At 44.7% G+C, this 21,506-nt stretch carries 20 protein-coding genes and 2 tRNA genes; 12 read left to right on the top strand and 10 right to left on the bottom strand.

From position 1 onward, the window contains the following. The first annotated feature begins 53 nt into the window (after positions 1-53). Positions 54-1,043, top strand: a complete 990-nt coding sequence (gene twy1, locus QGG23_01995) for a 4-demethylwyosine synthase TYW1 (GenBank protein MDP6048209.1) — start codon at positions 54-56, stop codon at positions 1,041-1,043. Here the strand turns inward: twy1 and QGG23_01990 are convergent. Then, positions 1,040-1,828, bottom strand: a complete 789-nt coding sequence (locus QGG23_01990) for a sulfite exporter TauE/SafE family protein (GenBank protein MDP6048208.1) — start codon at positions 1,826-1,828, stop codon at positions 1,040-1,042. The two genes, twy1 and QGG23_01990, sit on opposite strands and share 4 nt — an antisense overlap. Before the next feature lie 219 nt (positions 1,829-2,047). On the opposite strand from QGG23_01990, the gene QGG23_01985 reads away from it, so the two are divergent. The 4 genes from QGG23_01985 (at position 2,048) to QGG23_01970 (ending at position 3,856) form a co-directional block, all read left to right on the top strand. Further along, the gene (locus QGG23_01985; protein MDP6048207.1) at positions 2,048-2,500 is read left to right on the top strand and encodes a hypothetical protein; all 453 of its coding nucleotides are present in this window, start codon (positions 2,048-2,050) and stop codon (positions 2,498-2,500) included. Positions 2,501-2,537: 37 nt separating this feature from the next. After that, positions 2,538-2,613, top strand: a tRNA-Gly gene (locus QGG23_01980). A 339-nt stretch (positions 2,614-2,952) separates the two neighbouring features. Next, positions 2,953-3,696: a hypothetical protein gene (locus QGG23_01975; protein ID MDP6048206.1), complete on the top strand. Its 744-nt coding sequence runs from the start codon at positions 2,953-2,955 to the stop codon at positions 3,694-3,696. 77 nt (positions 3,697-3,773) lie between these two features. Then, positions 3,774-3,856, top strand: a tRNA-Leu gene (locus QGG23_01970). A gap of 96 nt (positions 3,857-3,952) precedes the next feature. Here QGG23_01970 and QGG23_01965 read toward each other — a convergent pair. The 3 genes from QGG23_01965 to QGG23_01955 form a co-directional block, all read right to left on the bottom strand. Then, entirely contained in the window at positions 3,953-4,531 is a 579-nt protein-coding gene (locus tag QGG23_01965) for a thioredoxin family protein (protein MDP6048205.1), read from the bottom strand. Positions 4,532-4,888: 357 nt separating this feature from the next. After that, positions 4,889-5,614 carry a cupin domain-containing protein gene (locus tag QGG23_01960; GenBank protein ID MDP6048204.1) on the bottom strand — a complete coding sequence of 242 codons (726 nt, stop codon included), beginning with the start codon at positions 5,612-5,614 and terminating at the stop codon, positions 4,889-4,891. Between the two features lie 71 nt (positions 5,615-5,685). Beyond that, positions 5,686-6,417 carry a cupin domain-containing protein gene (locus tag QGG23_01955; GenBank protein MDP6048203.1) on the bottom strand — a complete coding sequence of 244 codons (732 nt, stop codon included), beginning with the start codon at positions 6,415-6,417 and terminating at the stop codon, positions 5,686-5,688. 86 nt (positions 6,418-6,503) lie between these two features. On the opposite strand from QGG23_01955, the gene QGG23_01950 reads away from it, so the two are divergent. Next, on the top strand, positions 6,504-7,763 hold the full coding sequence (locus QGG23_01950) for an amidohydrolase family protein (GenBank protein MDP6048202.1): 1,260 nt from the start codon (positions 6,504-6,506) through the stop codon (positions 7,761-7,763). A gap of 651 nt (positions 7,764-8,414) precedes the next feature. After that, positions 8,415-8,537 carry a hypothetical protein gene (locus QGG23_01945; GenBank protein ID MDP6048201.1) on the top strand — a complete coding sequence of 41 codons (123 nt, stop codon included), beginning with the start codon at positions 8,415-8,417 and terminating at the stop codon, positions 8,535-8,537. A gap of 120 nt (positions 8,538-8,657) precedes the next feature. Here QGG23_01945 and QGG23_01940 read toward each other — a convergent pair whose 3' ends face one another. After that, complete coding sequence (locus tag QGG23_01940) at positions 8,658-9,803, bottom strand: M24 family metallopeptidase (protein MDP6048200.1); 1,146 nt, start codon at positions 9,801-9,803, stop codon at positions 8,658-8,660. Between the two features lie 143 nt (positions 9,804-9,946). Here QGG23_01940 and QGG23_01935 point away from each other — a divergent pair, with 143 nt between their 5' ends. The 3 genes from QGG23_01935 (at position 9,947) to mch (ending at position 12,511) form a co-directional block, all read left to right on the top strand. After that, entirely contained in the window at positions 9,947-10,600 is a 654-nt protein-coding gene (locus QGG23_01935) for a sulfite oxidase-like oxidoreductase (protein MDP6048199.1), read from the top strand. A gap of 123 nt (positions 10,601-10,723) precedes the next feature. Beyond that, positions 10,724-11,422, top strand: coding sequence for an acetate--CoA ligase family protein (locus tag QGG23_01930; protein ID MDP6048198.1), 699 nt, complete (start codon positions 10,724-10,726; stop codon positions 11,420-11,422). A 138-nt stretch (positions 11,423-11,560) separates the two neighbouring features. Next, complete coding sequence (mch, locus tag QGG23_01925; GenBank protein ID MDP6048197.1) at positions 11,561-12,511, top strand: methenyltetrahydromethanopterin cyclohydrolase; 951 nt, start codon at positions 11,561-11,563, stop codon at positions 12,509-12,511. A 549-nt stretch (positions 12,512-13,060) separates the two neighbouring features. On the opposite strand, the gene QGG23_01920 is transcribed toward mch, so the two are convergent. The 5 genes from QGG23_01920 to QGG23_01900 form a co-directional block, all read right to left on the bottom strand. Then, positions 13,061-13,438, bottom strand: a complete 378-nt coding sequence (locus QGG23_01920) for a putative metallopeptidase (protein MDP6048196.1) — start codon at positions 13,436-13,438, stop codon at positions 13,061-13,063. A gap of 27 nt (positions 13,439-13,465) precedes the next feature. Further along, positions 13,466-13,723 carry a hypothetical protein gene (locus QGG23_01915; GenBank protein MDP6048195.1) on the bottom strand — a complete coding sequence of 86 codons (258 nt, stop codon included), beginning with the start codon at positions 13,721-13,723 and terminating at the stop codon, positions 13,466-13,468. A gap of 237 nt (positions 13,724-13,960) precedes the next feature. Then, entirely contained in the window at positions 13,961-14,392 is a 432-nt protein-coding gene (locus QGG23_01910; protein ID MDP6048194.1) for a hypothetical protein, read from the bottom strand. 47 nt (positions 14,393-14,439) lie between these two features. Next, entirely contained in the window at positions 14,440-16,041 is a 1,602-nt protein-coding gene (locus QGG23_01905; protein MDP6048193.1) for a D-aminoacylase, read from the bottom strand. A gap of 498 nt (positions 16,042-16,539) precedes the next feature. Further along, on the bottom strand, positions 16,540-18,366 hold the full coding sequence (locus QGG23_01900) for an ABC transporter substrate-binding protein (GenBank protein MDP6048192.1): 1,827 nt from the start codon (positions 18,364-18,366) through the stop codon (positions 16,540-16,542). A gap of 160 nt (positions 18,367-18,526) precedes the next feature. Between QGG23_01900 and QGG23_01895 the strand changes: the two genes are divergently transcribed. After that, entirely contained in the window at positions 18,527-19,528 is a 1,002-nt protein-coding gene (locus tag QGG23_01895) for a DUF6282 family protein (protein ID MDP6048191.1), read from the top strand. Between the two features lie 137 nt (positions 19,529-19,665). After that, on the top strand, positions 19,666-21,504 hold the full coding sequence (locus QGG23_01890) for a hypothetical protein (protein ID MDP6048190.1): 1,839 nt from the start codon (positions 19,666-19,668) through the stop codon (positions 21,502-21,504). The last annotated feature ends 2 nt before the right edge of the window (positions 21,505-21,506 follow it).

Here is a 21,506-nt window from a genome sequence, read left to right as displayed (position 1 = left end):
GAGATAATGATACAGGAAATACCCCACTTACTCAGGCGACGAAAAGGATTTGAATCTATGCGGATACTGATGTAGATTTGAGCGCCCCATTGGAACTAAAGAAACTTTACCAGCACCAGGGGTACCGCTTGGTGGGAAACCACAGTGCTGTTAAAATATGCCATTGGGCAAAAAAGAGCCTCAGAACCGGGGGTCGGGAACATTGTTACAAGCAAAGGTTCTATGGTGTACCCAGCCATAGGTGTCTTCAGATGACCCCTAGCCTTGGCCGGTGCACACAGAGCTGCCTATTTTGCTGGAGGGCCACCCCAGAAACCATAGGCGCAATATGGGATCAATCCAGATTCCCCGCTGCTGAGTCTGGCGACCCTGAAACAATTGTGGAAGGGTGTCTTGAGGCCCATAGAAAGGCTATCAGTGGATTCGGGGGAAATCCAAAAGTTACAAGTGAAATGTGGAGGCAGGCCAATGAGCCATACCATGCAGCAATAAGCCTTGAGGGTGAACCTACACTCTATCCCAGGCTAGGGGAGCTTATCGAGGCATTCTACGATAATGGTTTCAAGTCAGTATTCATCGTGACCAACGGTCTTGACCCTAATGCAATTTCAAAGCTTTCAACAGAGCCGACCCAACTTTATGTCAGCGTTTGCGCTCCCGATGAGGAGACTTATAATCGGACCTGTAGACCGTTGATATCGGATGGATGGAAAAGGCTCAACGAAACTTTAGAACTCCTCAGGAGCTTTAGTTGCCCTACTGTAATCCGGCACACCCTTATTCCCAAGCTCAATATGCATAACCCCGTTGGCTACGCGAAGATAGCAAAAGTCTCTTACCCCACCTATATCGAGACAAAGGCAGCAATGTCAGTAGGCTACGCCAGGAAACGCTTTGGATATAACGAGATGGCGTGGCACAAAGACATCCGATCTTTCGCTAAAAAACTATCAAAAGAGTCCGGCTACAATATAATAGATGAGCAACCCTTGAGCTCTATTGTTCTGCTCAGCAGGCTCGAAAACGCGATTCAGTTTTTCTAGAAGAATCTAAGGACCGTCATTACGACCCCAAGAATCATGAAGATCCCCCCAACTATTTTTGAGAGTTTTCTTTCGCTAACATAATTCACGAACTTGGCTCCAGACAAACCCCCAATTACTGTTCCCGCCGCCACAATTAGACTGGCGGTGACATCTACGTTTCCTCTCATCATGTAGCCCGTTGTCGAGGAGGCTGCAGTGATAGCCATAATTACGGTAGATGTACCTATGGCGCTGTGGATGGGATAGTCTAGGACGAACATTAGTACAAGCATAATGAGTACCCCTCCCCCCGCCCCGAAAATGCCACTATTGAGCCCGATCAGCAGTCCCAGAAAGATGCATAATACTATTTGCCACGTCCGGGTCTTGAATCTGATGTATTTATAGAAACGGTCAGCTATCTTAGTCCTATCAAGACCCTTTTTCCAGATAGTGGCCCCAGCCCCAATCATCCAAACCCCGTAGCCAATTGCCAAAAATGTCCCGGGGATTTCAACGGTTATGCCAGCCCCAAACTGAGCCCCGGCAATAGCGCCAAGAGCTATCCAGAGCCCCTCTCGCAGGTCCACATTCCCGTTTCTCCAATATGCGTAACCGACTGCCATAGAAGCAATAACGTCTACTAGAAGGCTCACGCCGATTGCTTTATGCATTGGATAATTGAGGACGATTGTGATGCCAGGTACGATTACCATTACTGCGCTAGCCCCGATAAGGCTCATCACAAGGCCACTTGCAAGACCTAATCCTCCAAGGTAGAGCACAAAGAAAGACCAGTTCATTTCTTGAACAGTGTTTAAAGTCTTTGAAATATTTTTCTACGGGTTGTTTTCACTAGATACACAATATTTTTCAAGCAAGTAGATAAGAACATAGAGTCCTATCGTCTTTTGACTCGGCAGAGATGGCATTTTTCATAGAGATATGCCTTTTAATGGCTCACATGTATTGAGTGTAAAGTTCAGGGAACTCTAAGAGCCGGGAATTAAGGTGAACGCTAAATGATTCTACACTTAGGAATCAGAACTACCGACCCCATCAAAGTAGCGTATAAAGTGCTAAGGCCATGGGAATCTGAAGGGCCAGCTATTTCTCAGCTCTTGAGTCTCCTCATCGGACAGCACTCTATCGACGTAGACAAATATATCCATTCAATGGTAGTCCAATACGATCCTACAAAAGACACAAACACTCGGAGGGAGTTGATGGTCCCAATCAATGGTTCGGTGGTGGGGCTTGAAACTAAGGTCTTCCCCTCGATCCGCGGGGCTTTTCTTGTCTATAAGGACACGGATACTTCTCAAGAGGAATGTTACAAAATCCTGCGGAAATATATCGAGAATCAAGGACACGAAACATCAAACGAATTCCATAGCATTGAGATCATGTATATCCCTGAGGATTTAGATGCTCAAGATTTCACCATCGAGATTATAATCCCCCTAGCTGGTTGAGAAACATTTTAACGGTCATGCACATGTTTGATGGTAAGCGGCCGTGGTCAAGTCTGGCATGATTTTGGCCTTCCAAGCCAACGTCCCGGGTTCAAATCCCGGCGGCCGCACCAATTTACTAGTAATCCTTAAAATGGAAAAGATGTCAGTTTTAAACGAGATTCATAGGAAAAATGGAGTCTAGAGATCATCTATGATCTCTTTTATCTTTTAGGTAACCATGTTCAATCCCTCGGAAACTGGAGGTCTCCTTATTCGTGCAGAAGTCTTTGATATTCTTTTTTATTAATGGTCATAATGTCCAAGGCGAAACACTCGAAGAACGTCTATATAGGCAGCAGCTTTCGGAAATCCTCTGGAAGTCTTGAGATTTACATAGTTATAATCAGATGAGCCTGGTTACTGAGGGTTCAACTAATATTCTAATTAAACGAATGGTATCAAGATCTGATTTGAAGCGACAGGTTGTTCTGACTGTGTCAGAGTCCAAGAGACTAATCGCCATGGGCGTTGCTGCAATGCCTGAGGTGAGACGGGCTATGAAGGAAGGGATGGTGGTGGTAGCGACAGGGACCACGAACGCCTATGTTCTTGAGGAGCTCTGGGGAAAACGGTTCGATAAGAGGAGGTATCGGAGCGGTATCACGACGCCGAAGCAACCAGAAAGGCATCCTGAGGCCCATGATGAAAGGATTCCCGACGTAGTGTTCAGAAAAGGGAAGGTGGCCCCGGAGCTAGATAGGTTCAGCGCCGTGGGGGAAATGGGGCAGGGGGACGTCTACCTCAAAGGAGCTAATGCTCTGGATTATCTGAGAAGTAAAGCGGGGGTACTAATTGCGAGCCCCACAGGGGGCACTGTGGGATCAGTCATAGGAAGCGTCATAGGGAAGAAGATCCATCTCGTCATCCCGATTGGGCTAGAAAAGCAGGTCTACGAGAATATAGATAATCTGCACCGGCTCGCCGCCCAAGAAGATTCCAAGGGAATGACCCTCTGGCCCCTCATGGGGACGATTATCACTGAAATAGAGGCGCTCCGGCTCCTGACCGGGGTGGATGCGCATCTATATGCTGCCGGGGGGATAGCAGGAGCCGAGGGCTCGGTCCGGCTCATCCTAGATGGGATAGAGCAGAAGGTTAAGACGGCCTTAGAGTTAGTGGAATCCATTAAAGGAGAACCCCGTTATCTTCTTTAGCAAGATGGCTCGCGTGCGATGGAGCCTTGGTGTCAGGTAATGCTTTAATCCGGTTCAGGAGATTGATATGATTACCAGCGGGGGTTCCCGAGTGGCCAAAGGGGTCAGGCTTAGGACCTGATGGACTAGTCCTCCGTGGGTTCGAATCCCACCCCCCGCACTTTTGGATAAACCCTCCTACCTTCGTTTCCGGAAGTCTCTCAATGGTGAAAAGCCGTGGCCCCTTTGAAGCAGTATTTCAGCAGTTAGTCCGTCGCTAGACGAGGTCGCAAGCCTCGGGGGGCATCCAGTGGGCGTCCTGCCCTTCCCACTTTACGTTGCACCCGATGGGGTTAGTGAGGGGGACGCTCACCGGCTTCCCCGAGGTGTGCTCCTCGAGGGCCCTGTCCAGGTCGAACACCGTCGATTTCGAGGACTCTCGGGGGTTGTCGATGGCGCGTCCCGTGTAGACCAGCTTGCGCTCCCTGTCGAAGACGTAAAAGTGTGGCGTCCTCAGGGCGCCGTATTCCTTGGCGACCTCCTGGGATTTGTCCCTGAGGTAGAGCCAGGGGAACCCGTGCTCCTTCATGCGTTCCACCATCTGGGGGAATCCGTCCCCGGGCACGGTCTTGATGCTGTTGGAGTTAATCCCCACGAACCTGACGCCCTTGAGCGAGAACTTCTCCACTGTCCCCCGGGTCGCCTCGTCTGATCCGATGACGTAGGGGCAGTGGTTACATGTGAAGAAGACCACGAGGGTCTCATCGTCGAGGTCGCCGAGGCTGTAGGTGTTGCCGTCGGTGGCGGGGAGCTCGAAGTCCGGTGCTTTTTCTCCTATATGGAGTGTGAATGACATGGTTCATCCTAACGGCGGGGCTTATTTAAATGGGGTCCGGGAACCTCCGGAGGCTATCTTTCGACGCTCTTCAGGAGCTCGTCGAACTCGTGGAGCCTAATGACCGTTCTCTCCTCGAGGAAGGCGTGGACGGAATCAAGTGCCATATAGGGGCGTAATCCAGCTAGGGACTCTAAAGCCTAGAAAACTAGCGGGTTTGCTTTTATTCTATCTAACCAGATAAATGTATTTGATTGAAGAAATCTTTACTCGGCCATGAAACATAATTCAATTATGTGGTGGGCGAGTCAGAGTTGACAAAGAACTCTGAAAAGAGTCTCGTCTGTGCCTGTGGCTCAAAAAACAGAGATAATGAGTTTAGACCCTGTAGCCTCTCTCCGTCCACATCTTGTCGTGATCAATGAACTCGAGGACAAAGTACTGCAGTGGCAGCTTGTCGTCACGGTTATAGATACCATGGACCTCTCCTTCCTTTGAGTAGATGAGCGCTCCAGGCTTCACATGATACTTTTCTTCGCCACATACCGCCTCTCCCGTTCCTCTTAAAACGTACATGACCTCTTCGGGGTTCTTATGCTCGGGGTTACCCGTGAGGGGCGCATGGGTTTGGATGTCAAGTGCATGCATTTTGAGCGCCCCCATGAGGGCGTGCTCCTCTTCGGTTATGAGCTGCTGATTTATGATGGTTGAGACGCTCGGCAACGCCTGGTAGAGGTTTCTGCTGCGAGACTTGGCCCACCTGAAATTCGGTCGATCCGTTTTGTAGATGGCGGTGACTATTCGGAGCTCCCCCTCCCCGTCGTGGGCTATCCTATGTTTATGGGGATCACCGAACCTTGAGCTACCTGGCACGAATATCGCGGTCTCGGAGTGGACGAACTTTCCTCCTATCCTGGCACATCCTTGGACGATATAGTGCTGGAACTCGGCTCCCTGCTGATCAAAAACAACTTCACCATCCGTAAGGGTGTGGTGAAATACCGTCAAGCCTCCCGGAGATGACTGGCCTTCCGCCAGGAGAACCCTCCCAATTACCCCGGGTGATATTTCTTTCTCTTTTACGCTGTCAATATTAACGTGCATTATTCATCACAGAATCCTTTTATCCACCAATAAATACGCGGACATCGCTCGCTAAAAACGATATTATGCGCTCACGTTTTTTCATTGTACCCCATCTCGGTCCAGCTCTCGTCCTGTCTCGTGAACTCGAATGCAACATACTGAAGAGGAAGGTCTTCGCTAGTATTTTTTACTGCATGCGGAACGGCCTCTTCGGTGTACACCAAAGAACCGGGTCTCACCCTTACCCTATTGTCTCCGGACATTACCTCGCCCGTCCCCCTTAGAATATACGCAAACTCCTCAGGGTTTCGGTGAACGGGCAGAACGACGCCAGGCGCATGAGTCTGAACATCAAGAGAATGCATTCTAAGAGCCCCCATAAGCGCATGCTCCTCCTCCGTGAATATTTGTTGGGCAAACATGCCCCCGAGGCGGCCCTCGACTTGGCTCAGGTTCTTGATCCTAGTCTTGGCCCACCTGAAGTTTGGACGAGGCGTCTTATATATCACCGTAAGTATCCGCAGCTTTCCTTCCCCCGTATGGGCAAAGCCGTGTTTATGGGGCTCACCGAACCGGCTGCTGCCAGGGACGAAGACACCCGAATCGCCGTGCAGTAGGCGGCCCTTCATAAGGGCACACCCGGAGATGATATAATGCTGATATTCTACGCCATCCTCCACGAACATTATCTCCCCCCCGGTAAGGACGTGGTGTTTTACGGTCAGGTCACTAGTCTCTGTTTGCTCAGGTCGGAGTAAAGTCCTCTCCACAACTCCCTGAGTAATCTCCAATCCTTCGACATCGGCGATATTGATATGCATTTTCTAAATATCTGACGCAAATTGTTAAAATTGTTTCTCAGACCCACCGAGTTAAAACAATATACCAACCATAGTATTCACTTACTATGAGTGAATACACGGTTATTCGCGCCAAGCGCATGATTGACGGAACTGGAAATAAACCAGTTAATGATCCTGTGATTGTTGTCAAAGACAACCAAATACACCTCATAGACGAGGACGGTCAAGATGAAATACCGCAAGGTACCGGGGTCAGGGAGGTGAACCTAGGGGAACAGACAGTGCTCCCAGGTCTGGTGGACACACACATACACCTCACATTAGGGACTTATGGGGGATACAGCAAGATCAGCAGAGAGTCTGACTCCATCCACTTGATGGCTGGAGTATCAAACGTCAGAGCGGCCTTACGAGCAGGAATAACCACCATGATGGATGCAGGGGCCAGAAACCTAGTGGCCCAGAGCCTGAGGCAGGGAATCAAACTAGGAATAGTGGAGGGCCCAAGGCTTCTCGTCGCTGGTAGACCTCTCACCAGTACTGGCGGACATTTCCACTTCTGCAACGACAACGAGGCAAATGGAGTTGACCAGGTGGTCGCGAGGGTAGGGCAGTTCGTCAAGGAGGATGTGGACTTTGTCAAGATTATGGCATCAGGTGGAGGCTCAGTTAACATCGGATCCCTCGGAGGCCCAACGGCGAGCCAGGTCACCTTCAGCGAGGGAGAGATGCGTTCGGCGGTGGAAGCGTCTCACAGGTTAGGACGCGTGATAACAGCCCATTGTGAGGCGTATGACTCCGTGGGGAACGCGGCCCGGGCTGGCGTGGACATCCTCTGTCACTGTGGCTTCTTGACCCCGGATGGGTCCAGAGGATTCGACGAGGACGCCGTGAAAACCATGACCGAGAAGGGTCTTTACTATTGCCCCACTCTGCAGACCGGGTCTGATAGATATGATTCACTCGGGGCTATAACGAAAGAGGGGCAGGTGCTGGCTGATGACGAAGAAAGAGCTTGGGAGGAACTGAATTATAAGTTCCAAAGGAAATTCGAAAACCTCTCTAGGATGAGAAAAATGGGGGTTAAGGTTGTCGCGGGGTCAGACGCTACGGGACTCGGGAACTCGACGCGTCTGCTGAGGGCTATGGAGATGATGGTGGACGCAGGTATGTCACCTCTAGAAGTCATATCCTCGGCAACGGGTACCGCGGCAGAGGCATACAGGATGGGAGACATCTTTGGGACAATTAAAGTGGGGGTGAAAGCAGATATCATATCCGTGGAGGGCAACCCAGAAAAAGACATCAGCGATTTAAGGAAAATAAAGTTCTGTATGATAGATGGGATAATAACATTAGATTGAGAATATGTTAGAATTAAAATCATTTTCTTGTTTCTAGACTCTCTAGGGTAGGCTATGATTAGTATCGTGACAACACCCATGGTTCATCTACCAGAAATCCCGTGTTTTACGCAAGAAATTCTTGTCGATGAGGGCCTGCACGCGCATAATCGATCAAGCGCACGAACATTGACATAGCATTCAGATCTTGCGCTCTACTTTCCCGCCTATACAATTATCGTCGCTTATCAATTGACAAAGAACTCTCGATTTCTTCGCTGAATCTTTATTTGTTCGGGTTCTCATAGATTCTTGGGCGTAGTCTAGTAAGTCTTCTACTAGATCGGGTTCCTAATCTGCTAATATTTGTCGGGGTCTTTCCCATTAAAGTCTGTTTGAAATCGATGTGTTATGTCAATCATTTTTCATCACTTCGATACCAAGCAATGGGTCGGCTATATCATAGAGTTGAGGGGATGTGAGGATAAAATCATCGATTATGTTTCAATTTTACTAGTAAATCTGGGTGGGAATCCAACCACCCGCACTTTGGGATAAACCCTCCTACCTTCGTTTCCTGAAGGCAGAGTTCCCTGAAGGAGTGGGTCCCACATAATCAAGATCTAGTTCGATACATTCGAGACCATTGAAGAGGACAGTGGTAAGGGACCCATGCTTGTCATTGAGATGGTGATGACCGCAGCTCAAAAAAAAGCCAAACCCGGAGGCTTCATCCAGGGTGATGAAGGCTACACTTTCCTCGGGACTGCTGACGTTCAAGGCAGGCCTCTATGACAACTGCATCCATTTGCATTCACCACTAAGCATAAATGACGATCTCCTCGAGAAGGGTCTCGACATCCTGGAGAAGACCCTTAAAAAAACCTGACAACGGTACACGTGATTGCGTGTCGGTCATATGGTGATTAGCTCTTTATGATAGTTAGTGAAAGGGAGTCCTCCCTCTTCAGTGACCATCACGACGTCCTCTACCCTAACCGACCAGCTGTTTGGAAGCCGGATGCTGGGCTCCACAGTGAATGTCATCCCGGTCTGGAGCATCGTGTCGTCGGGGATGTAGAGAAAAGGTGGCTCGTGCACGGTGACCCCTATCCCATGTCCTAGTCTGTGGCCGAAGCACTCGCCGTATCCCCTGTCTGTGATGAGGCCCCGGGCTATCCTATCCAGCCCCTGCGCTGTTATCGTATCACTCACCATCACCTGTATGGCTGCAGCCTGTGCATCCATCACGGCATTATGGATCTCCTTTACCTTTGCCGGGGGATCCCCCACGTAGACCGTCCTCCCGAAGTCGGAGCAGTAACCTTGGTAGACTCCACCAAAGTCAAACGTGATAGTATCTCCCTCATGCAGGCTCCTAGATGTCGACCGAGACGCGTGAAGCCTCCTAGGTCTCTTGGGGCTGCTGAACCTCACCCCGGTAACGAAGGAGGTTTGATCTGAGTTGTGTTTGGTGAACTGGTAGTCCACCTCATGGGCCACCTCCTCCTCCTTCAGACCCACCTTGAGGTGATTTACTACCTCGCCATATACCTTATCAGTAATCTCGCCCACCTTTTTCATAAGGGCGATCTCGTTTTTGTCCTTAATCATCTTCATTGGATCGATGATCTCCGAAGCAAGTCTCAAGCCTGATCGCGGGAGATTTTTCTGAATTAGAAGCCCTCCCTGAGCCCAGGCTCGCTCGTCAACCATGACATCGCCCTTAACATCGAATCCCTTGAGGACCTCCTCTAGGACCTTCTCCGGGGTCTCAGACTCATCAATGATCCTCAATTCATTGATCCAGGGTTTTCCCTTGGCCTCGTATACCCATGCTGCGCTACCCATCCGGGGTCCCACTAGGACGAAGCCCTCCTCAGCCCCTACGTAAGCACCCTGAATATAGTCCCCATAGGTGTTATGATCAGTCATCTCAGGCCCTCGCCTCCGAATACCAGCCAAGTACCATAGCTTAGCTCCCCGGCGGAGGTACATCAAATCAACGCCCATTTTCCGCATCTCCTCTCTTGCTCGACTCAGCCTTCCTTCAAAATCCATGATGATTAAAGATAGATAGCCTTTGATCCTTAAAGAAATCGTCGAAGCAGACAACTTCGGAGAAATATGAATGCCACCTATTTATCCGCCGGGAATAAACAGATTTTTACATACCTTGATAAACTGCTGTTTGTTTCTTCATCTTGGCGCTTGTTTTGAGTGGCTTCTTATCTCGTTTCAAGAAGGGCGATGGGGAAGAACTCAGACGTCTCCCCCCCGGGCAGTCCCTCACTGAGAAGTTCCCCATCCTCCACTACGGATCAATCCCTAAAGTCAACCTATCAGATTGGGACTTTAGGGTTTTCGGTCTTGTTGAGGAGGAAGTCATCTTAACGTGGGAGGAGTTCAATGATCTCCCACAGAGGAAGATCATCCTGGACATACATTGTGTAACCTGGTGGTCAAAACTAGATACGGAGTGGGAGGGTGTCTTCATTAGGGACCTCGTCGAGGAGGGCATAATTAAGCCCAAACCCGAAGCCAAATTTGTCATCCAGCATTGTGAGCATAACTTCACTGAAAATCTTCCCATCGATCTAGTCATGGCTGACAACTTCCTCCTTGCTACCCATTATGCGGGGGAACCCCTCACTCCAGATCACGGATATCCTCTTAGGGGGGTTATCGGCTCTTTTCCAGACAGGAGTGAGGCGAAGACCACTTACCTCTGGAAGGGAGGAAAATGGCTCAGAGGGCTTGAGTTTAAGGATCGTGATCGCCCTGGTTTCTGGGAGAGGAACGGCTACCACAATGAAGCAGACCCCTGGACGGAGCAGAGGTATAGCCAGCGATTCTGATGCATAACTGGCGAGAGATATACATGTTTATTATATTCCGAGATTCAACGCGCGGGGGAATCGTACGATATTTTTAAAAATCACGGGTTAATGCAGTAAGGATCTAATTCGGAGTGTCCAAGGATGAGAGATAAAGCAGTCAACGAGATCTTCAAAACCGCCGAGGCCGAGGGCAGGGATTTCCTCTTCGAGCACGAGGCTAAGAACCTTTGTGTCCTTTATGGTCTCCCGGTAACCAAGATTACTGTCGGGGAGACCGAGGAAGACGTCGTTGATGCCGCCAAGAAACTCGGTTTTCCCGTGGTCCTCAAGATAGTATCTCCCCAGGTCATCCACAAATCTGATGTCGGTGGTGTCCTTATCGACATTAAGGACGAAATGGGGGTCAGACAGGGGTACAAGACTATCCTGAAGAATATCAAAGCTTACGTTCCAGAGGCTGAGATTACCGGTATCCTGATCCAAAAGATGGCCCCTTGGGGGACCGAGGTCATCGTCGGATCCACCAAGGACCCTACCTTCGGCACAACCCTGATGTTTGGGCTCGGAGGGATTTTCGTCGAGATCTTGAAAGACGTCAGCTTCAGGCTCGTTCCGATAGTCCGGTCAGACGCTGAGGAGATGGTGAAAAAGATCAAGGCTTACAAGATCCTCGAAGGGGTTCGGGGGAAGCCCCCCTCAGACACCAAGGTCATCGTCGAAATACTGCTGAAAACATCAGAGATGCTTGTTGATTGTCCCGAGATATCTGAACTGGATATGAATCCTGTTCTCGTCTATGAAGAGGGCGCTATGGTCGTGGATGCCCGGATCATCCTTTGATCGATAGTAGACCCCTGAAGTGTGTGTAAAGGCTCCACGCGTACGCGATGGCGAGATCCTGCCTTAACGCCATAAATCGATTGTGGAAATTGCTCACTAAGGATATAAAGGAATCATAGAATGTGTTCACGAAAAGATATGCTAAGCATAAACAAGCTGGCCTATGAGCTCATTAGGGAGATCCTGACCAACCCGGAGTACTATCGCGTGGGAGTCAAGATGCTGCCATCCGGGGCGACAGTTATAGATACTGGGATCAAGGCCCACGGGGGCTATGAGGCCGGTTTAATGACGACCAGGATAGCTATGGGGGGGGCTGGGACTGCAGAGCTCGGCTACGCTGATTTTGGGGGGCTCACTCTGCCCACGGTAGTCATCTCAACGGATCACCCTGCAGTGGCCCTATTTGGGGCCCAGCTTGCGGGTTGGCGGATAAAACCGGAAGGATACACCGCCGACGGTTCAGGACCCGCCCGGGCGCTTGCCTTGAAACCAAAGAAGGTGTTCAGGAAAATCGAATATCAAGACGAGGCGGACGTCGCAGTGATCGTCTTAGAAACAGAAGAAATGCCCCCGGACTCGGCTGCCTACTTCATTGCTGAGGCGTGTAAAGTGAAGCCCGAGAACGTCTATATGCTCCTCACGACAGGGACATCCATGGCGGGGATGGTCCAGATTTCAGGGAGAATCGTGGAGACGGGGCTCTTCAGGCTAGACCTTCTGGGCCTCGACCTCAAGAAGGTTCGGTATGGGGCGGGTTACGCCCCAATCATGCCAGTACATCCAGATAAGGGGAAGGCTATGGGGCGGGCCGAGGACGCCCTAACTTATGGAGGGGTAACCACCTATATAGTTGACGAGGAGGAGGAGGTTCTCAAGGAGATCGCGTTAAGCGCGCCCTCTAGCAACTGCAGCGACTACGGAAAGTCAAGCTATGAGATCTACAAAGCGGTCAACTTCGACTTCATCAAGATCGATCCGGCCCTCTTCGCGCCGGCTGTGGTGACCTTGACTAGTTCCAAGACTGGGTCCTCCTTCACATGTGGCAAGATCAACCATGAGATCATCAAGCGCTCCGTAGAGAGCTAGATCGCCCTTACGTGTTAGTACATTTTACTAATGAACTGGAGGCTAACTTGTTGAGAATATAGGGTGCATTGTAAGGTTGGCCTGTTCTAGGTGTGATTAAGCTTTTTCTGGGTATATGATTTAACTTTAGTTCTATAAGGAGGTTCATCCGTTTTGATGTCTCATTCAGAAAGTTTGCATGGTTCTCGAGGAGATCAAGTGGGGGGACCAAGTTCCCCATGATAGACAATAGATTTTTTTTAACATGACCTACGGGAACCCCTTGATGATGAGCGTGAGAGCTGGGATAAAGGCCTATATAGAACCGTTTCAGAGGGACTGGATTTCCATGTTTCAGACGAGGGAGTATGGGTTCCTTCAAGATAGCCGCGCGTTATCATGAACCTCCACGGGCCCCTTTAAGGTCCTCATCTTGGATGTGGGAAAATAGAAGTGTAGAGTTATGCCAGTGGAAAGAATATTTAGTCTAAAAAAAATAGTTAAAAACACCAGTATTACCCTAAAATACAAAAACCAATCCAGATATGGAAAACGGGCTTCTCTACAAGTTTAAGCGTCTTTCTTCTCGCAATACCTCTTATACCAGGTATCGACCGTCTCGTCGTTGACATAGTCTTTGTGATGTCGAAAGCCTCCCTTAAACCCGTGGGGGATATGGAGAAGCTCGTGGATCAAGATCCTAGCCTGATCCTCTGGAGATAGTCTATCAAATCGCTCCGCTATTATCTCGATAACGTATGAGGGCTCAAGACCAACAGCCTGCCAAACCTTGCTCCTGCCGTGGATCCTAGCAATAGTACTTTTCGCCTTAGAGCCTCTGCTTCTGACGCAATATATATTGCCCAAGTCAATGTGATCGAACCTAAGGAGGCCCACCATCTCCTCAATGCTCCTCTTTACATCAGGAGCAGGGAAGTAGTGGATCAATTAGAAACGTCCTCCATTCAGTATAAACTAGACTTGTCCTCTAATCAGATATAAGCCTCTAATGGCAGAACAGAAGGGGGATTTTTCACAGTACACCCTTCTCATACTGTAGACATGGGCGTACTCCTCTACCATAGCAGTCCTTACTTTGGAAAGTAGCTTCTCCAGATCCAACACCAAAGGGGGGATCCGCCTCCTAAAGTTGGCAGTCGCCCGTGTCCCCTTTATGTCTGCCTCCTTGAAAGTCCCCCTTTTCTTGCCATCAGGTTGTGGAGGTTTGTCCAATTTCACGATTAGTTTTTCTAAATAGAATATCTAAATTGAAGTTTTGTTACCGTTGAATTGACCGCCAGAATCTTTTCAGTAACTTTATTTGAACGTAAGAAAGAACGTTTGGGGAACATTGAGTTAAAAAGAAGATTATGGGCTACTTCTATTACAGTGATGATAGAATATTTAGAAGACTTAAATAAGAGCACTAGAGTGTGCGCGGAATATTTAATAAGTTATTTATCATGAAATTCATTGAGAATAAAGTTGATTTATAATACTTGATATGATTAGTAGGGCAGATCCAAAGAGAATAAAATAAGCCCCATCCCCAATAACTAGCCTTGATGCTGTTGTTACATGTATAGGAAGAAATGATGTAAAAAATATTAGTATTAATCCCATGATTAATGGAGCTAAATATTTCATTTTTAAGATGTCTGTTTTAATTAATCTTAATAACAACATTAATAATAGGATAATGCCAACAATAGTTGAATCAAATCTATAAAATAAATCAGCATCAACAACATCCCCCATTTCAATAATTAATTTAAAAGGAGAATAAGAAAAATTATACCATAAATCCCGAGACACTCTGATTTTAATAATATACCAGGGTAATCCACTTAAACCTATCAACACAAGTAATGCACCGATTAAATCTAACTTGTATTGTTTCAACGTAGGATAGATTAAAACGATTAAAGAAAAATAAATGCTTTTGTAGTTTAACCCAGTTTTCTTATGAGTTTTCCGGATTTCTTTCCAGTATGTATTGAGTTTTCCACAACTAATTGTCCATTAATAACCACGTGTTCAATGCCTATAGGATACCTTGCTACTCCTGAATAATCCACTTTTGTACCAACGGTATCTGGGTTAAAAAACACCAAATCCGCAAAGAACCCGGGCCTAATAACTCCTCTATCCTTGATCCCAAGCTTTGAGTGTGGCCTTGTACTAAATTTCATCACTGCTTCCTCCCAAGAAATAAGTTTTTTTTCTCGGACATATTCTCCAAGAATCTTTGGATAAGAACCATAAGCTCTGGGATGTCTATTGGGAACACCAATATTATCGACAAAGCCTGAATCAGTACCAATCATAGCTAACGGAGATTTTACTAATTTGTCAAGATCTTTCTCCCATACATTGAAAGCCACCACACCAAAGGGTTTGTCACTAGTAACAGTATATAAAAAAAAATCCAAAGGATCGGTATAACCTTTAATTCTTGATAACTCTGTGACTGTTTTACCCTGAAGTTCGGGTTCATCTGGGTAAATTGTGATTACGACATCATCCGTACTATCTATTGGTTCATAAGACCGTTTGTCTGGTCCAAGTTCAGTTCCTTTTCTTATTTCATCCTTTATTTTTTCACGGGTTTGAGAGTCATGTATCATTTTTTCTGCATCTTTCTTAGGCATATATAGCGGACTTGCCCATCTTGGTAATGGTATTCCACCACCCACACCACATGCTTCATAAGGAAAAAAATCACACGTAATATTGCAACCTTTGAGATTAGCCTGCATCATCATTCCCAGAGTATGTTTAATCAAGCCCCAATTAACTCGGCATTCGGCCCTGTGATGACCTATATGTGCGGAAACTCCTGATTCTTCAGTGATTTTCACTAGCTCAGAAACTGATTGTAAAACTTCATTAGCTTCACCACGCATGTGGGATGTATAAACGCCACCACTTTTCTCCACGACCTTGCATAACTCAATTAATTCCTCTGTTTCAGACCAAATACCAGGCCTATACATTAGACCAGATGAAAAACCTATGGCCCCTGCATCCATTGCAACTTCCAGTATTTCTGACATTTCATCTAACTCAGTTTTATTTGATGCATGAGCAGCGTATTCTCCCATAACATAAGCTCTTATGGAGTTGTGTCCAATTTGAGTGGCTATATTTGAACTAAATTTTGCACGTTCAATTGCATCCAGATATCCAGGAAAATCATCCCAATCAGGTTTATATCCACCACCTCTCAAAAGCCATCCTTTTTTAATATCATCGTCAAGCGGTGCAGGGCTTGAACCACAATTTCCAGTCAACACAAGTGTCACTCCTTGCATTATGAGGCTTTTCCCAAGTGGATTCGTAAATATAGAGATATCTGCATGAGTATGCATATCTACAAAACCTGGAGCGGCAAATAATCCGTTGCCATCAATGATTGTTTCAGACTCTTCAGATAATTGAGCCTTGGATACCTCAACAATTTTTTCTCCTTTTATCCCAATGTCTGCTCTAAAACTTGGGATACCGGTTCCATCGAGAATTTTCGAGTCTTTTATTATGAGGTCATACATGGTTAGATATATGTACCATTTGTCCTTAAGTATTTAATCTCTAAGCCAAAGAATTAATTTTCTGAAAAGATATAAAAATGAAAATAGAAGTATGGTAAGAAAGAGATTGATTACGACATCATTAAGGTTAATAGATGGAAACATGCTGATCCACTGATGCATTACATAAAAAAAGAATATTATCAACAACATTGATAAAATTGGTAAAATAAGGTATGTAAAAAGAAGAATTATAATTGCTAAATATTTCCTAGCTGAATCGGTTTGCATCAATTTTATGCTCCTGCAAATGGATACAGTTCTCCCAAGATAAAAAGCTCTGAAGATAGCTCCCGACCCACCAGGCACTTTTAACGAAATATTCAATCTAGTTTTTTGACCTCATGATACAGTTTATTTTTACAAATCTTAGATGATAACACGTAGAAACTCGAAAAACCAGTTATAGATGCAACATTAACAATCAAGGGATAAAAAAAAGAAAACGAGGAGGATTTATTAGGTTTCTTTTTTAAAGGCAAATTTTACGACAAGTCCGCCTATGACGGCTCCGGCCACTATACTAGCAATTAGTTGTATAGTGTCAGTTTGTTTCACTATGACTGTTTCTCCAGGTACTGTAACTGTTTCTCCAGGTACTTTGACTTCTTTTGTAACTGTTTTTGTAACTTCCGTTGGTGCCTCTAGCCAAGTGTACTTGTAGCCTGCCATTTCCATTTTTTCTTTAGCTGCTGGAATATCATATTTCCATTCCAAGTCGGGGTTGAAATAACCCTCCATTAACTTGGAATACCACTGCGATGTTCTTGATGCATGACCATTGTAGACACCCTCAACTATTCCTTCGTAATCAATGGCTTGGGCCATTGCTTGTCTTACGAATTTATTGTTCAGATTTGGGTGTTCTAAGTTAATGATTGCATAATTAGTTCCAGTAGGTGGATACTCTATCAATTTTACATCCGGATTTTTTTCAAGTGTCTCAAAGTTTTGAATCAAGGCAGTACGGTAAATTTGTTGGAATATACACTGGATTTCTCCAGCTTGTAAAGCTGCTATTCCTGTTGCTTTGTCAGGCATTACTCTGAATTTTATACTGTCTAGTTTAGGAGTCCCTCGCCAGTAACCATCAAATCGCTCGTATTGGATGTATTCATCATCAACCCATTTAGCAACTTTCCATGGTCCTGTACCAATAGGTTCCTTGTTGAACCCGTGTGTTTTAAGTTCAGATGGACTTACATCCCCCAAGATGTGCTCTGGAAGCATTACTCGTGTAGCCAGACGATATATGGCAGACGTATATATGTCGTTAAGCACCATTTCGAGGGTATGCTCATCTACCTTTCTTACTTCCTTTACATTCTTAGCAAAGAATCCATGTCCACTAAAACCTGCTTCAGGATTCATGAATAGATCCCAAGTAAACATTACGTCATCAGCATCAAAAGCCTCTCCGTCTTGCCATTTTACGTTCTCTCGCAAGTTGAACGTGTAGGTTTTTCCGTCCTCTGAAATGTCCCAACTTTCGGCCAGTATACCTTCAAACGTTCCCACAGGTAGGCCAAAGGCCACCAATGGTTCTTGGATGAGGTAAGCATTGTTCACACCTACTGTTGTAATGGAATACATAGCGCTGAGACCGGGAGGGTTTTGGTCTCCAATAAAGACCATCTCCCCACCTTTTTTGTCAGTATAATGGAAATCCCAGGACCTTAGGTTGGCTGAAGTGCTTCCAAGCTGCACATAATCTCCTAATTCCAATGTACTGGCTTGACCTACAATTCGATTATCTCTGAATATGTATATTATTGGCAGTTCATCATTTACGATTTCTTCTACTCGTCTGTAGATTTCGATACTTTTGTCTCTATCTAGTGTTTTTAAGCCTTCTTCTAATAGATCATCAACCTCTCCATGAGCAAACATCATCATGTTGTAATTTGGAAATTTACCTATACCGATTCTTGAGTGAGAATGGTAATTTCCGTAACTATCGGGAATCATAGTTCCCCACCCAGTTAGCGCAATATCAAGACCGCCTTCATCATATGTAGCTCCGGGATAGGACTCTCCGTATAAGTATCGGTTCAACATTGTGGAGAACTCAAGAGTAACAATATTTACCTTGATCCCGATTTCCTCCCAGCCTCTTTTCATGATTTCAGCAGCATCAATATTAGCTGGATCCAACATCATAGTTATTTCAAAGAAATAGTTTTCTTCTTTTGCTAATCCAGGAAAAACTACTACTGTAGATGTCATTAATAGCGCTACTAATACAGGTAATAAGATGTCAATTTTACGAATTTTCTTCATTTTCATTAAAGGACAAATAAGTTTTACTCGATATAAAACATTATCCGTTTTTAATATATCATCAAATATTTAGAGTTGAGAGTTTTAAGGCTTCGATAAAATATTTTCAACTACCTATTTTCTATAACATGAAGATTTATGTTTGTGGAACATAGGTTGATTAATCATGATATTACCTGAAGGAAGATCATTTGAAAAATCAAAGGAACTGCTCAAAGGAGCAATAGATATACACCTTCATGCAGGTCCTCATATTTTCAGCAGTCCTCGGAGAGTGGACCCATTCCAAGCAGCCATTGAAGCAAGGGACGCGGGTATGCAAGCAATAGTCTATATGGATGTATTTGAAATGAGCAACGGAACTGCTTGGTTAGTAAATAGACAAATACCTGATTTTCAGACGTATGGTGGCTTGATATTAAATACTGTCTATGGTGGAATGAATCCAAGAGCAGTGAAAACGGCACTTTACTATGGTGATGGTGCTAAATACGTAAGTTTTGGAGCACATAGTACATACTTCCAGGCCGCGAGAGAAGGCAGAGTTGTCGATGGTGAATATGTACCTCTAAGTAAATTATACCCAGAATTTAAAAAAGAACTTGACATGTGCATTGAGATCCCATTAGAAAAAAAACCTGGGGAGAACCTTGATGAAATATTAAGGTTGATTGCTGCGAAGCCTCACGTTTACATGATAACCGGTCATACCTCGGTTGATGAATCGATTAGACTGGTAGACCTCGCTGAAGAATATGGAATTGAAAAGGTCATAGTATCCAGCGCTGTCGTTAAAGAGGCCACAATGGATGAACTTCAATATATAACGGAAAAAAATGCATTCATCGAATATACTCTTGCCGCCTACACACATACAACAACCATACCTAAAACACATTATTACGTTGAAAGAGAGTATGCATCTATTGATGAAGGGATGAGCGGAGAGGTATCTGGGGGAGTTAAACATGTTGCTGAGCAGATAGAAGAATTAGGAGCACAGCATTGTATACTTTCAACCGATTTTGGTGTTTATACCCTACCAACGCCATTAGAGGGATTAAGAGAGTTTATTGCATGTTTGATGGATTTTGGAATCACAAATGACGATCTCACTAAGATGGTTAAAACGAATCCTGAAAAACTCCTAGGCCTTATTAATTGTTAATTTTTTTTTAGAATTTATTTTTTATGAATGGTGCAAAGAGAATATAACTGTTTGGCCTCTTCAATAATGGATGAAAGTTAAATTAACGAAGACTGCCAGATGGAAAGAATTATCTTTAAAATAGAAATTAAATGTTAATGATGAAGGCTATACTTGTTTTTAATGGAAGAAAAAACTGGCTAAAGACCTACAGAGCCATCAACAATTTACTTAGTTATGGGGTTAATATTCTCTGGAGTCAAGAATCAGTAGCACAAGAGGGATTAGAGATTAATCAGGGAGACTTTTTAATCCCCCTAGAAAACATATTAGAAGATTGGAATAATAGAGGCTCAATACAATCATACACAAAACTTACAGAAAAAAGCATAATAAAGTTTTTACATATTGAAAATGTGAGCTATGAAAAAATAGAGATTTCGAAATCCATTAATGTATTCAAATTAAAACCTGCTAACGTTGCATTATATCAAGATTCGGGCGGTTTTAATCACGCTTTAGGAATCTCAACATCTGGTTTTGATGTTAATTGGATTTCAGGCATGGATGTGGCTGTTGGAGCCTTAGATAGTTATGACATTTTTATGTCGGGGGGTGGGGGAGGTGCCAAAAAAGCAAACATAAACAGAGAAAATTTGCTTCTTGCCAGTATGGGGGTGGAAGGCGCAAAAAATATTACAAAATTTGTTAGAGAAGGAGGAGCCTACTTTGGATGTTGTGGGGGTTCATATATTGCTTCAGTTGTCAGAGATAGATTCATGAAATGGTGGCATCCAGCAAAAAAATACATGACATTGTTAAACGTCGAAGACTGGCATATCAATGAAAACTCGGATAGTGGATTTAAGTCACCGGGTATGGGAACCTATGTTGCTAAGAACGCAGCACCCAATAATCCAATTATGTTTGGGATGCCAAAATTCTTTGAGTGCGTCCATTGGAATGGACCTATATGGAATCTTATAGAGAGTGCAGTAGAAAATGCCTCATCACCAGAATCTTTAGTAGAATTTGAAAATGTTTCACCAGAGAAATTTACACCATCGGAATATTTTAAAACCAATGAAATAGCAGATGACTTAAAAATAAAGAAAACAGGCATTCATAAAGCTTGTAAGAGAAAAAAAACCGCTATAGCCCAGGGATATTTTGGAACAGGTTTAGTGATTCTGTCAGGTAGTCATCCGGAAATGAAGACAGATTTTGGTTCAAAACTCTCTAAAGATAACATATGGGAATCAGCCAAAATACTAAGCAATGCAACTTTTTTGGCCTCGACCAATAATAGGAAAAAAAAGAATAAAATTAAGATAAAAAATAACATTATCATTCCATTAAGATCCCAATGTACAGAACATATCAATAAGTTGAAGAGGATAAAGGAAATTACCGTTATTTTAAAGAGAAATGATGTAAAAGCAGATATTAACTTCTTAAATAAAGAGTTTTACACACTATCTTATGGATTATCCCCTGAAAAAATGTACAATAAGATATTGGAAGATCTACCAAATCTATGTGAAATAATTTTATCTGAGTTTGAAAAACTTGACGATTTAGTAATAAAATCAATGAAAATATTAAATAAAATAAAAAATATGCTTGCAGTTACGACAAATAATAATGAAATAAATTCACTGGATATACTGCAGGAAAGAGGGATGTTTTCAGTATTCGGATGCTTCAATATGCTAGCTAAGCAAAAAGACCCCCTATGGAATCAAAAAGGGGATCAGGTTTTCCAGGGTATATATGATTTAATTGATATTTCACTTGATAAAGCAGAAAAAGCGCTAAAAAGACAGAAATATCTATCAAAAGAAAATAATATAACATCTGAATTAGTCGATAATCCTTTTACGAATATTGATTCTGCGAGGATACGACTTGACAATGCATTAAAACTTCTTTGGATCAACCAAGCGGCCCTAGAAAAATTCATCAAAATATGGAAGCTTTATGACTGTAATTCCTAATA

The organism is Candidatus Bathyarchaeota archaeon, assembly GCA_030739585.1.
In the GTDB taxonomy this organism is placed as follows: domain Archaea; phylum Thermoproteota; class Bathyarchaeia; order TCS64; family TCS64.
Note: the sequence above shows the minus strand (reverse complement) of the source record. Positions and strands in the feature narration are given on the sequence as shown.